The sequence below is a fragment of the Pseudomonas sp. CFBP 5748 genome (assembly GCF_053850495.1).
In genome coordinates this window covers 521739-536101 of sequence record NZ_JBSPTN010000004.1, presented here as the reverse complement: position 1 = coordinate 536101, position 14363 = coordinate 521739, and the positions used below count along the sequence as shown (strand labels likewise).

13 protein-coding genes are annotated in these 14363 nt (G+C 61.5%); 2 read left to right on the top strand and 11 right to left on the bottom strand.

The window, feature by feature from the left end; genetic code table 11:
• Positions 1-111 precede the first annotated feature (111 nt).
• Positions 112-1341 (top strand): nucleoside recognition domain-containing protein, encoded by a 1230-nt coding sequence (locus ACWNZ1_RS12470; protein WP_135843004.1) that lies wholly within the window; start codon positions 112-114, stop codon positions 1339-1341.
• A 13-nt stretch (positions 1342-1354) separates the two neighbouring features.
• Here the strand turns inward: ACWNZ1_RS12470 and ACWNZ1_RS12465 are convergent, their stop codons facing one another.
• From ACWNZ1_RS12465 to ACWNZ1_RS12420, 10 genes are all read right to left on the bottom strand, one after another.
• A complete protein-coding gene (locus tag ACWNZ1_RS12465; RefSeq protein WP_256453986.1) occupies positions 1355-1990 on the bottom strand; it encodes an ABC-type transport auxiliary lipoprotein family protein in 636 nt (211 codons plus the stop codon).
• Positions 1987-2925: an MlaD family protein gene (locus tag ACWNZ1_RS12460; protein WP_135843006.1), complete on the bottom strand. Its 939-nt coding sequence runs from the start codon at positions 2923-2925 to the stop codon at positions 1987-1989. The genes ACWNZ1_RS12465 and ACWNZ1_RS12460 overlap by 4 nt, the downstream gene beginning before the upstream one ends.
• A gap of 1 nt (position 2926) precedes the next feature.
• A complete protein-coding gene (locus tag ACWNZ1_RS12455) occupies positions 2927-3733 on the bottom strand; it encodes an ABC transporter ATP-binding protein (RefSeq protein WP_178084227.1) in 807 nt (268 codons plus the stop codon).
• On the bottom strand, positions 3727-4875 hold the full coding sequence (locus ACWNZ1_RS12450) for an ABC transporter permease (protein ID WP_135843007.1): 1149 nt from the start codon (positions 4873-4875) through the stop codon (positions 3727-3729). The genes ACWNZ1_RS12455 and ACWNZ1_RS12450 overlap by 7 nt, the downstream gene beginning before the upstream one ends.
• A 52-nt stretch (positions 4876-4927) precedes the next feature.
• Positions 4928-5953 carry a DUF5924 family protein gene (locus ACWNZ1_RS12445; protein WP_135843008.1) on the bottom strand — a complete coding sequence of 342 codons (1026 nt, stop codon included), beginning with the start codon at positions 5951-5953 and terminating at the stop codon, positions 4928-4930.
• A gap of 200 nt (positions 5954-6153) precedes the next feature.
• A complete protein-coding gene (locus ACWNZ1_RS12440) occupies positions 6154-7536 on the bottom strand; it encodes a M16 family metallopeptidase (RefSeq protein WP_256453987.1) in 1383 nt (460 codons plus the stop codon).
• Positions 7537-7708: 172 nt separating this feature from the next.
• The gene (locus ACWNZ1_RS12435; protein WP_256453988.1) at positions 7709-9367 is read right to left on the bottom strand and encodes a Na/Pi cotransporter family protein; all 1659 of its coding nucleotides are present in this window, start codon (positions 9365-9367) and stop codon (positions 7709-7711) included.
• Between the two features lie 334 nt (positions 9368-9701).
• Positions 9702-10469, bottom strand: coding sequence for a TerC family protein (locus ACWNZ1_RS12430; RefSeq protein WP_135843011.1), 768 nt, complete (start codon positions 10467-10469; stop codon positions 9702-9704).
• A gap of 61 nt (positions 10470-10530) precedes the next feature.
• Entirely contained in the window at positions 10531-11838 is a 1308-nt protein-coding gene (locus tag ACWNZ1_RS12425; protein ID WP_135843012.1) for a CitMHS family transporter, read from the bottom strand.
• 309 nt (positions 11839-12147) lie between these two features.
• On the bottom strand, positions 12148-12486 hold the full coding sequence (locus ACWNZ1_RS12420; RefSeq protein WP_135843013.1) for a DOPA 4,5-dioxygenase family protein: 339 nt from the start codon (positions 12484-12486) through the stop codon (positions 12148-12150).
• Between the two features lie 83 nt (positions 12487-12569).
• On the opposite strand from ACWNZ1_RS12420, the gene ACWNZ1_RS12415 reads away from it, so the two are divergent.
• On the top strand, positions 12570-13229 hold the full coding sequence (locus tag ACWNZ1_RS12415) for an NAD(P)-dependent oxidoreductase (RefSeq protein ID WP_135843014.1): 660 nt from the start codon (positions 12570-12572) through the stop codon (positions 13227-13229).
• A gap of 94 nt (positions 13230-13323) precedes the next feature.
• Here ACWNZ1_RS12415 and ACWNZ1_RS12410 read toward each other — a convergent pair whose 3' ends face one another.
• On the bottom strand, positions 13324-14274 hold the full coding sequence (locus ACWNZ1_RS12410) for a choline sulfate utilization transcriptional regulator (RefSeq protein WP_456027652.1): 951 nt from the start codon (positions 14272-14274) through the stop codon (positions 13324-13326).
• Positions 14275-14363: the final 89 nt, after the last annotated feature.

Sequence of the window (14363 nt, the reverse complement as noted above, 5' to 3'; positions counted from 1 at the left end):
ACAAGGATCTCTGTGATTCCCTGAAGCAACAAACAAACCCCGGAGAAATCCGGGGTTTGTCGTTTCTGCCAGCCCCGCTATCATTCGCGCATCTTCCGGGGGATTTAACCGATGCTCAATGGCCTGTGGCTTGGCTTCTTTATCGTGGCAGCCGTATCGGCGCTGGCGCAGTGGTTGATCGGTGGCAATGCCGGAATCTTCGCCGCCATGGTGGAAAGCATTTTCGCCATGGCCAAGCTGTCGGTGGAGGTGATGGTCCTACTGTTCGGCACCTTGACCCTGTGGCTGGGGTTCCTGCGGATCGCCGAAAAAGCCGGCATCGTCGACTGGCTGGCCAAGGCCCTCGGCCCGCTGTTCTTGCGCTTGATGCCGGAAGTCCCGGCCGGCCATCCGGCGATTGGTCTGATCACCCTCAACTTCGCCGCCAACGGCCTGGGGCTGGATAACGCGGCCACCCCCATCGGCCTGAAGGCCATGCGCGCCCTGCAAGACCTCAACCCCAGCCCGACCATCGCCAGCAATGCGCAGATCCTGTTCCTGGTGCTCAACGCCTCGTCGCTGACACTGCTGCCGGTGACGATCTTCATGTACCGCGCCCAGCAAGGCGCGCCGGACCCGACCCTGGTGTTCCTGCCGATCCTGCTCGCCACCAGTTGCTCGACCCTGGTGGGGCTGCTGTCGGTGGCGTTCATGCAACGCCTGCGCCTCTGGGACCCGGTGGTGTTGGCCTACCTGATTCCGGGTGCGTTGGTGCTGGGTGGCTTCATGGCGCTGCTGGCGACGCTCTCGGCCACGGCCCTGGCGGGACTGTCATCGATCCTCGGCAACCTGACGCTGTTCGGCTTGATCATGCTGTTCCTGGTGGTGGGCGCCCTGCGCAAGGTCAAGGTGTATGAGGCCTTCATCGAGGGCGCCAAGGAAGGTTTCGACGTCGCCAAGAGCTTGCTGCCGTACCTGGTGGCAATGCTCTGCGCCGTGGGAGTGTTGCGAGCCTCGGGCGCGCTGGATTTTGGCCTGGACGGCATCCGGCACCTGGTGCAGTGGGCTGGCCTGGACACGCGTTTCGTCGATGCCTTGCCGACCGCGATGGTCAAGCCGTTCTCCGGCAGCGCCGCCCGGGCGATGCTGATCGAAACCATGAAAACCTCTGGAGTGGACAGCTTCCCGGCCCTGGTGGCGGCGACCATTCAGGGCAGTACCGAAACCACGTTCTATGTGTTGGCGGTGTATTTCGGCGCCGTGGGGATTCAGCGGGCGCGGCATGCGGTGGGTTGCGCGCTGCTGGCCGAATTGGCCGGGGTCCTGGGGGCGATCGGCGTTTGCTACTGGTTCTTTGGTTAACCTAGGCCCAGATCTAGGGGCGCGCCGGCGTTGCAAAACGCTGGCCTTGTTCCAGCGTCCAGTTCACCACTTCGGCTGTCAGCCGATCACTGGCCCGGCCAAAGCCTTCCACCACCGCCGGTACTTTCACGTCGTTCAACGGCTGGTGCACTTCAAAACGGCGACTGGCGAGAATACGTTGGTCGAATCCTCGCACCAGCAGCGCGTCCAGGCGAATCACCACGCTGGCCGCTGCGCCTTGGTATTCGGTTTGAAAGGCCTGTAATTGCCCGCCCAACTCGAGGTCAGCTTGCAGGTTACTGTCGGCGACACTCAACAGCCTGAGGCGTCCATCCTGGGCGAAGCCGTCGAGCAGGCGGTTGCGTAACAACACCGGCGCCGGGTCGCTCCAGCGCGAGGCGGCGTAACTGCTGAACAGATTGCCCTGGGGAATGACCGCAATTTTCGGGCTGTTGAGGACCTCACTGGCCTGTGGGCTGGCCAGGCGCAATGACCAGCTCACCGGCGCGCCAGAGGAGACTGCGGCCTGAGTGGCGGGCAGGCGATAGATATCCGAAGGCTCGACCTTGGGCAGGATCGAGCAACCGCCCATCAAGATAAATCCTGCCAGCAAGAGACCGGGGCGGACGAGTCGATTAAACGGTTTCATGGCGTGAACTCCTTGTCCTTGTCACTGCCGAGCAAATAGCCGCTGGGGTTGGCATCCAGGCGCCGGGAGATCCCCCGCAGGGCGCTCAGGGTTTCGCGCAGCTCACGCACGGCTGGCGCCAGGGCATTGAGGCCCTGCATGCCGTTATTCAATGAATCGCGGTTGTCGTTCAACAGTTTGTCGAGGGTTGCGGTGCTGTGAGCCAGGGACTGCATGGCCTGGCCGGCGCTGCCGAACGCCTGTTTGCCCTGGTCGTTGAGCAAGCCATTGGCATTGCGCATCAACGCCGTGGTCTGTTCCAGCGTGGCGCTGGCCTGTTTGCCGATGGACGCCAGTTGCTGCATGGCCTGGCGAATGTCGCCGCGCTGCTCGGCAATGACCCCGGTGGTCTGTTCCAGGTGTTCGAGGGTCTTGCCCAGGCGCTGGACGTTGTCCGGGGAAAACACCTCATTGGCGTTGTGCAGCAGCAGGTTGATGCTGGTCATCAAGTCGTCGCTGTTGTTCAGCAGGCGCGCAATAGGCGAGGGCGCGGCGATAATCACCGGCGGTTCACCATCGTGCCCGGTCAGCGGCGGACTCTGGGGCGTGCCACCGCTGAGCTGGATAATCGAAGTGCCGGTGATGCCGGTCAGGGCCAACTTGGCCTGGGTGTCTTGCTTGATCGGTGTTTCACCACTCAGGCGGACCCGGGCCAGCACCCGGCGCGGGTCGTTCGGGTCCAGGCGCAGATTGACCACATCCCCGACCTTGATGCCGCTGTACTCCACCGAACTGCCCCTGGACAGCCCACTGACCGCCTCGTTGAACACCACTTCGTAATACTTGAATTCGCTGTCCACGCTGGACTTGGCCAGCCACAGGCCGAACAGCAGGGCGCTGACCACCACAATGACGGTGAACAGGCCGATCAATACATGATGGGCTCGGGTTTCCATGTCAGACCTCGTTGAACTGTGTAGCGGCCGATAACGCCGCGCGGCCGCGAGGGCCATGGAAGTATTCGTGAATCCAGGCGTCGTCGGTCTCCGACACTTTGTCGATAACGTCAGCCACCAGCACTTTTTTCTGGGCCAGTACCGCCACCCGATCGGTGATGGTGTAGAGGGTGTCCAGGTCGTGGGTGACCAGAAACACGCTCAGGCCCAGGGCATCGCGCAGCGTCAGGATCAATTGGTCGAACGCCGCCGCCCCGATGGGGTCGAGGCCGGCGGTGGGTTCGTCGAGAAACAGGATGTCCGGGTCCAGGGCCAGCGCACGGGCCAAGGCCGCACGCTTGATCATGCCGCCGGACAGCGAGGCGGGGTATTTATCGGCGGCCGAGAGCGGCAGCCCGGCCAGTGCCAGTTTGACGGCCGCCAGATGCTCGGCATCGGCGCGGCTGAGCCCGGCGTGTTCGATCAGCGGCAGGGCGACATTTTCTGTCACGGTCAGGGACGAAAACAGCGCGCCTTTCTGAAACAGCACGCCGAAGCGCCGTTCCACCCGCGAACGTTGCTCCTGGGACAGGCTCGGCAAGTCCTCGCCGAACACCCGCACGGAACCCTCGCTGGGCTGGTTCAAGCCGACGATGCTGCGCAACAACACCGATTTGCCACTGCCGGAGCCGCCGACCACAGCGAGAATCTCGCCCTTGTACACGTCCAGATCGAGGTTTTCATGCACACTCTGGCGGCCAAAGCGATTGCACAAACCACGCACTTGAATCACCGCCTCGCTGGGCGGCCGGGAAGGTTGGCTCACCATTGCATCTCCATGAAAAACAACGCGGCCACGGCATCGAGCACAATCACCACGAAAATCGATTGCACGACGCTGGACGTGGTGTGAGCCCCAACGGACTCGGCGCTGCCACTGACCTTGAAGCCTTCCAGGCAACCCACGGCCGCGATCAGGAAGGCAAAGATCGGCGCCTTGACCATCCCGACCACAAAGTGCTGCACGCCGATGTCCGACTGCAACAGCGTCAGGAACATGGCCGGGGAAATACCCAGCGACAGGGCGCACACGACACCGCCACCGATAATGCCCGAGAGCATGGCGACAAAGGTCAGCATCGGCAGCGCCACCAACAGCGCCAGCACCCGTGGCACCACCAGCAACTCGACGGGATCGAGGCCCAGGGTGCGGATCGCGTCGATTTCTTCGTTGGCCTTCATCGAGCCGATTTGCGCGGTGAACGCGCTGGCGGTGCGGCCCGCGATGAGGATCGCCGTCAACAACACGCCGAACTCGCGCAGGAACGAGAACGCCACCAAGTCCACGGTAAAAATACTGGCGCCGAAATCGGCCAGCACTGTCGCCCCGAGAAACGCGACCACCGCGCCCACCAGGAACGTCAGCAAGGCGACGATGGGCGCCGCGTCCAGGCCGGTCTGTTCGATGTGAACGACCATCGGGGTGATGCGCCAGCGCCGGGGATGAAACAGGCCACGGCCCAGGGTTTCCAGGATCAAGCCGACAAAGCCGAGTAATTGCAGGGTGTCTTGCCAGACCTTCTCCACGGCGCGACCAATGCGCGTCAGCAACTGAGTCACGACGCTGACTTTTGGCTCTTTGTCCGGTACGCAGAAGTCCGTCAGGGAGCAATAGACCGTCTGCAATAGCGCGCGCTCGGCGGCCGGCAAACTGCAATCGGGGTGTTCGGCGGATTTGCCCAGCCGCTCGGAGCCCAGCAGTTCCACCAACAACGAGGCCCCCGCGGTGTCGAGGGTACCGAGGCCGTTGAGGTCGATCAGGGTGTTATCGTCGTATTGGCCGCGCAACGAGTCGCTCAAGCGCTTGAGCTGCGTGTAGTGAGCCAGCGTCCAATCGCCGCTGACGCATAGCTTCGGCGCCGAGCCGGAGGTATCCAGTCGGGCACTGCCAGTTTGGGGGCTGGGGGTCATAAGCTCCATGCTCGTTCGGCTTGAACAGCGCTACCTAATAGCACGACCGCCATCATTTTGCTTGGGGTGCCGCAGCGCTCACATTGAACCTCAGTACACCGATCACCTGGCCATTTTCCGTCAGCACCCGCACTTGCCATTTGCCTGTCGGGTCGTCCGGGAAATTCTGTTTGTGGGTCCAGGCGCGATAGCCTTCCTTGCGCCCGCCATGAATATCCAGGGCGATCCGGTCGACTTCTTTACCGTCGAACTGCCAGACATGGTAGATCCGCTCATTGAGCCCTCGTGGTGCGTTGATGGCGGTGTAGGCGTACAGACCGGTGCCGCGAATCTGGGCCGCGCTGACTTCCTTGAGGCTGGCGCCCGGCGTGCGGTCCTCCAGTTGGGTGCTGATCGCCACTTCGGTCATCCACAGCGTGGCTGGCGGCACCCAGGAGCGCAGCACCCAGCCGGCGGCGCCAATCCCTACGGTGATGCATAAAATCGCCAGGGCGTTGCGCACGGTGCGAATCGGAAAGATCGAAGCCAGGCTCGGGAATGACAGCAGCATGGCAGTGCCCAGCGCCAGCTTGAAGCTCTGGTCGGTGGTCAGGTGCAGAATGACGGGCAGTGCGGTGAGCAGGGCGGCGAACAGCGTCAGTGTGTGCAACGCCAGGAACGCCCAGCGCCGGGGTGCCAGCCATTTGTAGTACAAAGGGTCAATGATCGAGACCAGTGCTGCCGCGGTGAGCAGGCCGGTGAAAATCAGCTGGCTGCTGTTCCAGGTGGTGGTGATGAAGAAAAACGGCAGGACGAAAAACAGGCTTTCCTGGTGAATCATCTGCGTGGCGTAACGCAACAGTGGCTGGGGGATTTCCCGTTTGAAAACCCGTGCGAACAGCCGGGTCATGCTGTTCTCCACCATCAACCAGAGCCAGCTCACCAGCATCATGATCGCGATCCAGGTCGCCAGGCCCTGCTGGCGATCCACCAGCATGAAGCTGCCGAGCCCAGAGATGAAACCACCGAGCGCAATGACCCCTGGATAGCGCTTCATCAATTCAAGGAGGCGCTGGATGTAGAGCGTCAGGTTCTGCATTCGGTGGTTTCACAGTAAGTCGTAGGAAATATCCCTGACAGAGTATCGCCAGGGCAACGATGTGACGAGTGCGCTTTGGTGGCGAGGTGATTTAGCGGAACTTGGCACCGCCCTGTAGGAGCTGCCGAAGGCTGCGATCTTTTGATCTTTCACTTGAGACTCAAGTGCCAGGGGAAAGATCGCAGCCTCGTTGCACTCCGTCAGCTCCTACGTCGCCGCCGCACTTGCCACACCACCAACCCGAGCAACAACAACCCCAGCAAGCCGCTCAGCGCCCAAACAAGCTCATCATCACTGAGCAACGGCTTCTCGATGCGCAGGTAACCCGGGTCCTTGAGCAGTTCGCGCAGGGCCTGGTTGGCCTGTTCCAGGCTCACCCCCTGCAAGCGCACGGCCGGGTTGGCGAAGCGACCGTCCTCATAATCACCAAGGGCCCCCCAATAGTAATCGGCCAAGGCGCTGTTGCCTTGAACCGCCCAGGTCTGATGCGCGATGGCCGCTCGCTTGATACGCATGAAACTGTCGGGGTCCAGGCCATCCTTGAGCAGTCCAGCACGCAGTTCTTCGAGCGTTTGTTCAGCTTGCGGCAAGTCTTCGCGGGCCAGGTCTGCGTTCAAGCTGAAGAAGCCGACGCCACCGAACACCTCCCGTCCCACCCACGGCCCGTAGGACAGGCCGCGGGCCAGGCGCAGCTGGCGATAGAGCGCCCAGTCCAGATAGTCCTTGAGCAGGTCAAAGGTTTCGTCGTGCTGCTGTTCCAGCACGGGCTCGGGGAACAACCAGTGCAGCTTGGCGCTGTTGCCCACCAGACCGCGGGTCAGGTTGCGCTTGGTAACCGCGCTGTATTGGATTTGCGCCAGCGCCTCGTGAACGCTGGGCTCGACCGGCTCGAGTTCGCCGTAGGTGCGTTCCAGATAGGCCGGCAGCAACCGGTCAAGATCGCCAACCACGATCAACGTCATATTGTTCGGCGCGTACCACTCCTTGTGCACCTGCTTGAGTCGGGCAAGGGTGAGGTGTTGTACTTCGGCCCGTTCCGCGCAACGCAGGCCCAATTCCACTGCCAGTTGGTTGCCTGCCTTGTTGCCCAGGTCCTGGCGGTCGAGCCAGCGTTGCAGGTGGGTGTAATGGCCGCCATCTTCGCGTTCGACCACCCGTTTGGCCGCCTCCAGGGCTTTGTCGTCGATGCGGGTGCGGGTCAACAGCGCCAGCAGCAGGTCCAGCACCTTGCGTTGATTGCTGGCTGGCGCCTCGATGACAAACGTGGTGTCGGCGTTGCTCGTGAAAGCGTTCCACTCGCCGCCCAGGGCCTGCATGCGCTCTTCGAGGCCGCCTTCGCCGCTGTCATCGACACCACTGAACAGCAAATGCTCGAGCAGGTGCGGCAGCTCCTTGTCGGCGCATTTGAAGTCATCCAGGCCGACGCCGACCACCAGGCGGATCGCCACGTGCCCGCGCTCAGTGCCGGGCTTGAGCAGCAGCTGCAAGCCGTTGGGCAGCGCATAGCCTTCGACCTGGAACCGATCCAGGGCGACCACCGGCAATGAACCGAGCAAGAGAAAGGCGAGCAACAGACAACGCATAAAGGGCTTCCTGGCGGCTTAGTGGAGGTCCATGGCGCCGGGCAGGCCGTCATCGCAAGCGAGCTCGCTCCCCCATCGAATCTATGCGGTTTTTATGACAGAGGGAGCGGGTCGGCCCGCGAATGGCTTCAAGCCCAAGCCATTGTTACTGACTGATCAATGCGCCAGTCGTTCAAGGCGAATGGGTGATGTCAGAAATTTCATCAGCCGCCAGCGCACCGATCTCGGTCGTCTCCAGGACGACGTAGGCGCTGCCGCAGAACAGCGAATTGAGGCGCCGCATGTCGGCGATCAGCTCCAGGTGCAGGGAACTGGTCTCGAGGCTTTGCACGACTTTGCGCTGCAGGCGACTGACGTGGGCATGGGCCATTCGCCGTTCCTGCGCCCGGAAGCGCCGTTTCTCACGCAGCAACTGCCGGGCACTTTCCCGGTCGGCACTGAGAAACACCGACAGCCCCAGCCGCAGGTTGGCGATCAAATGGCTGTGCAGCCCGGCCAACTCTTCCAGGCCGACGTCAGAGAAGGAGCGGCGTTGTGAAGTTTTCTGTTGCTGGACCTTGCGCAGCATGCGCTCGATCAGATCGCTGGCCAGCTTCAGGTTGATCGCCAGCTCGATGATTTCCGCCCATCGACGGCTGTCCTGTTCACTGAGGTCCTCCCGGGGCATTTGCGCCATGTACAACTTGATGGCGCTGCACAGTGCCTCGACGTCATCGCTTATGCGCCGGACTTCCTGGGTGACCGCCGTCTGCTCCCCGCGCAGCACGTCCAGCATGGCTTCGAGCATGTTTTCGATCAGATCGCCGATGCGCAGGGTTTCCCGGGCGGCGTTCGCCAGCGCCAGGCTTGGGGTGGCGAGGGCCGCGAGATCCAGGTGCCGGGGCGTGGCCGTGCCGTTGGTGTTCGGACGTTCCGGCAGCAGCCAGGAGCAGAGCCTGGCCATCGGCGCGACGCTGGGCAGCAGCACCAGGCAACGCACGGTGTTGTAGAGCAGGTGAAAACCGATGACCGTTTCCTGGGGGCTGAAATCCAGGCTGTCGAGCCAGCCCACCAGTGGGTCGAGTACCGGAATGATCAGCAACAGGCCAATCAGCTTGTACAGCAGGCTACCCAGCGCCACCTGGCGCCCGGCGGCGTTCTGCATGCTGGTGCTGAGGAAGGCCAGTATGCCGCTACCGATGTTGGCGCCGATCACCAGGCCGATGGCCACCGGCAGGCTGATCACTGCGGCACCGGCCAATGTCGCGGTCAACAGCACGGCTGCCAGGCTGGAATAGGAGATCATCGCGAACAGCGCGCCGACCAAGGCATCGAGCAGGATGTCGCCGGTCAGTGAGGCGAAGATCACTTTCACCCCTTGGGCGTGGGTGATGGGCGCAGCGGCTTCGACGATCAACTGCAACGCCAGAATGATCAGGCCGAGGCCGATACCGACCCGGCCCATTTGTCCGACGCGAGTCTGTTTGCGCGACAGGAAAAAAATCACCCCGAGGAAAATCAGCAGCGGCGACAGCCACGACAGGTCCAGGGTCAGCACCCGTGCCATCAGCGCGGTGCCGACATCGGCGCCGAGCATGGTTGCCAGGGCCGGGGTCAGCGCCATCAGGCCCTGGCCGACGAACGACGTGACGAGCATGGCCGTGGCGTTGCTGCTCTGGACCATGGCCGTGACCATGATGCCGGCGACGAACGCCAACCAGCGCCTGGACATGTTCTGGCCAATGACATGGCGCAGGTTCGAGCCATAGACCCGCAAGATGCCGGTACGGACGATGTGCGTGCCCCAGATCAGCAGGGCCACGGCGGAGAGCAAATTGAGCAGGGTCAGCATGAGGAGCCCCCTGTTAGCGTCCCAAAGGGACAAATTGACAGTGCCACATAGTTCTTTGTTGTACTTAAGCTGTAGTTGGCGAACGGTTCGAGCGCCAGCATTGCACAGCTAAAGATGGGTTTGAAACAAAACTGTCATAAAAACCGATCATCCAGGACGACAGAGATCCTGTGGGAGCGGGCTTGCTCGCGAAAGCGGTAGGTCAGTCACATTAATACCATCTGATCCACCGCCTTCGCGAGCAAGCCCGCTCCCACAGGGTTTGCATCCGGCGACTTTCCTGCGCGTATGAAAAAGGGGCTCCAAGAGCCCCTTCATTCAATGCCCGGCAGCCTTACTGGCCCGGTACATCCTTACGCAGTTTCACCGGATCCTGTTGCTTGCGCTTACGCGCCATGGCCGTGCGCATCTTGATGTTGATGGCTTCCACCGCCAGGGAGAACGCCATGGCGAAGTAGACGTAGCCTTTTGGCACGTGCACGTCGAACGACTCGGCAATCAGCACCGTACCGACCACCAGCAGGAACGACAGCGCCAGCATTTTCAGCGACGGGTGCTTGTCGATGAACTCGCTGATGGTGCCCGAGGCCAGCATCATCACCAGCACGGCGACGATAATTGCCGCCACCATCACCGGTACATGGGAGACCATGCCGACGGCGGTAATGACCGAGTCCAGGGAGAACACGATGTCGATGATCGCGATCTGGATGATGGTGTAGATGAAGTTACCACCCTTGCCCGAAGGCTCGTCGTTGGTTTCATCTTCGCCCTCCAGCGCGTGGTACATCTCCTGGGAGCTTTTCCACAACAGGAACAGGCCACCGAAGAACAGGATCAGGTCACGACCGGAGATGCCCTGCCCAAACACTTCGAACAAATCGTTGGTCAGGCGCATGACCCAGGTGATGGACAACAGCAACAGGATCCGCGTGATCATGGCCAGGGCCAGGCCGAAGATCCGGGTGCGTGCCTGCATGTGCTTGGGCATGCGGCTGACCAGGATCGAGATCATGATGATGTTATCGATGCCCAGGACAATTTCCAGGGCGGTCAAGGTAAAGAAGGCAACCCAGATTTCCGGGTTGGTCAGCCATTCCATGTGAGTTCCTTTGAGCGAGTGTTAGGCCGCGCCACCGAAGGCAGCGCAGCGGGCATTGCTTTTATAGAGTGCTGAACAGCGGAAAAATCCCCATCAGCAAGGCGGCGAACATTATGCACAGGCAAACCAGTACTGCCCACTTCAAGGTGAAGCGCTGGTGATCGCCGAACTCGATCCCGGCCAAGGCTACCAGCAGGTAAGTGGACGGCACCAGTGGGCTCAACAGGTGGACGGGCTGGCCGACGATGGAGGCACGGGCCATTTCCACTGCCGTGATGCCGTAGTGACTGGCCGCTTCGGAGAGCACCGGCAACACACCATAGTAAAACGCGTCATTGGACATGAAGAACGTGAATGGCATGCTCACCAGCGCCGTAATCACCGCCAGGTACGGGCCGAGGAAATCAGGAATCACCGCCAGCAGGCTTTTCGACATGGCATCGACCATGCCGGTGCCGGACAGGATACCAGTGAAGATACCCGCTGCGAAAATCAGACCGACCACCGCCAGCACGCTACCGGCGTGGGCCGCGACGCGGTCTTTCTGCTGTTGCAGGCAAGGGTAGTTGACGATCATCGCGATACTGAACGCCACCATGAACAGCACCGGCAGCGGCAACAGGCCAGCGATCAGGGTGCACATCAGGCCCAGGGTCAACGCACCATTGAACCAGATCAGCTTCGGACGACGGGCGTCCGGGAACTGGGAAACGCTGATTTCGCTGTGGTCCATGTCGTCACCGACCAGGTGCAGTTCACCCAGACGGGCGCGCTCGCGCTTACCGTACATGTAGGAAATCGCCAGGATCGCCGCCACACCGGCCAGCATCGCAGGAATCATCGGAACGAAGATGTCGGACGGATCGACATGCAGTGCACTGGCCGCCCGGGCAGTCGGACCGCCCCAGGGGGTCATGTTCATCACGCCACCGGCGAGGATGATCAGGCCAGCCATGATGCGTGGGCTCATGCCGATACGGCTGTAGAGCGGCAGCATCGCGGCCACGCAGATCATGTAAGTGGTCGCGCCGTCACCATCGAGGGAAACGACGAGCGCCAGAACGGCGGTGCCGACCGAAACTTTCAGCGGGTCGCCCTTGACCAGTTTGAGGATCTTGCGCACGGCCGGGTCGAACAGGCCGGAGTCGATCATCAGGGCAAAATAGAGAATTGCGAACATCAGCATCACCCCGGTCGGGGCGAGCTTGGTGATGCCTTCGAGCATCATCGGGCCGATCTTCGGTGCAAAGCCACCGAACAGGGCGAACAGAATCGGGATGATGATCAGGGCGATCAGCGCGGACAGGCGCTTGGTCATGATCAGGAACATGAACGTGATGACCATGGCGAAGCCAAGGAAAGTCAGCATAGGAAATACTCCAGGCGTGGCGCGGCGGGCAAAGGCGAACCAGACAGGTCAGCGCAGGACGCTAAGCACGGGACGGACGGATGGAGTTGACGCGATGGGAGAGGTAGCAGCGGACATCAGAATCACCATTGTTGTTGTTAAAAGGGCCGAACGAGCTTTCAACACTCGCTTCTGGCCACCGGTCTTTTGCCGGTAGTGGGGGCGATCCTAATCGCGCAAGCTTTCAGCCAGCTTTCGCGGCTGGCGATGCTGACGGTTGGGCCAGCCTTTGTGCCGAGCGGGAGCAAGCTCCCTCGCCACAAAGGTAAGTCAGGGATTTGCTTTAAACACCGAAAGATCCAACGGCCGCACCGCGCCCATCCAGATCGCATGCTCGGTGTGGTCCACCAGGTCATCGCCGGTATCCGGGTGCATGAAAACCACCAGGCCTTTGCGATTGAGCGCCAGCCACGGCAAGACCACGCCGATGTACTGCGGATCGAACGCCAGCTGACAGCTCCAATCCGGGTGCGGGCCGACCGGGCGTTGGTGGACGCGGCCCATTTTCAGTGGGAACAGTTGCGAGGCTTCCTCGCACAGCGCCCGCGCCTGGTCGATCGTGGTCGCGTCGAAATACACGTGGGCGTGGTAGCCCTTGATCCGCTGCATCTGTGACTCCTCGAAAACAGGCCGAACCCTCTTGGTTTTCCGCAGGTCAGAGCCTTTACACGCGGGAAAAAAGGAAAACAGCCATGAAAAACGCCGAAACCCCGGTCATCAAAGTGGTGCTCTATGGTGCCATGAGCAGCCTCGGCAGTGCGTTGATGGCTGAAATGCTGCGGCGCCAGCACGAAGTCATCGCCATTCTCGATGATCTTACCGCCCTGGCTCCGCGCCCGGGCCTGCGGACCAAGACCGGAGACCTCTATGACCCGGAACGGGTCAAGCAAAGTGTCGCCGGCGCCAGCGCCGTGGTCTGTCTGCTGAACGCGCCGGGGTTGCCGATGAACAGCGAACAAGTGGAGCGCACATTGATTCCGGGGCCCGTGGAGCAAGTATTGGCGGTGGACTCGCTGATTGCCGGAATGGAAGCGGCGACTATTCCCCGGCTGTTCCTGGTCGGCGACTTTGTCGTGCTTGATGAAGAGCAGACGGACGACGATTTACAGCGCCATGCCGCCGAAGAAGTGCTCGATGCCCTGAAGAACAGCACGTTGCAATGGACCTTGATCAATGCACCGTACGCCGTGCCAGGCCTGGGCATCGAGCATTTCAGCCAGGTCAGCACCAGCCTGGAACCCGGCATGGCCGAATCCCTGGAGCGACTGAATCGAGTGGCGGTCGGCATTGCCGATGAGCTGCACTTGAACCTGCATGTGGGGCAGCATGTCAGCTTCGTGGCCACCAACTAGCTGTGAACATCCCCCGTGGCGAGGGAGCTTGCTCCCGCTGGGCTGCGAAGCAGCCCCAAAAGACGGTTACACACTCAAGTCCCCCGCCACGGGCTCAAACAGCAATCGACGGCAACGGCAATCCCGTGAGCGATTCGGCACTGTTGGCCTGTTCTTCCATCAACCAGTCCACGAACAGCCGTATCAACACCCCGCGCCGTTTACGCTGGGGCAAGACCACGTAATAGCCCAACCGTGACAGCACCGTTTCAGCGATTGGACGACACAAGAGGCCCTGGGCCAATAAGTTATCCACAAGGTGGCGCCAGCCGATTGCCACGCCTTGGCCGCCAATCGCCGCCTGGATAAGCAAGGTGTAGTTGTCGAACCGCAGCTGTCCGGGGGCGGGTGGCGAGGTGATGCCCAGCTCACGGAATACGCCACTCCAGTCGAACCAGTTGCTGCTGTTTTCTCCACGCAGATGCAGCAGCGGGAATTCCGACAAGGCTTGGGCCGGCAGGGGCAGGGGGCGCTCCTTGAGCAACAGCGGGCTGCACACCGGAAAAACTTCTTCGCTGAACAGCCAGCGACATTCGCCCTGTTTGAAGCGTCCGTCGCCGAACAGCACGGCAACGTCGATATCCGTGCGCAGCATATTGTGGTTGCGCTCACTGGTGACGAGGCTGACGTCCACCTGCGGGTTGGCCGCGTGAAACCGGTGCAGTCGCGGCATCAGCCAATAGGCGGCGAAAGCGAAGTCCGTGGCGACCTGCAGCACCTCATGCTGATGCTGGGCGGTGATCGCGTTCAGCCCCGCGTCGATACTCTGCAAGCCGGCCTGCACCTGCTCGAACAGGATCGTCCCGGCCTCGGTCAGTTCGATGCCACGGTAGATGCGATCGAACAATCGCGTGCCCAGTTGCTCTTCCAGGCGTTTGATCTGCTGGCTGATGGCCGGTTGCGTGGTGCCCAGCTCAACCGCCGCCGCCGTAAAGCTGCGATGGCGGGCCGCTGCTTCAAAGGCACGGAACAGGTCCAGGGACAGGTCACCCAAGGCTTCATACATAAGCTGTGCTTATCCTAGTCATTACCTTGCATGGGCTTTACCCCAAAAGGTGGGGGCTACATGCTCAATCGCAGCAATGTCGCATAACT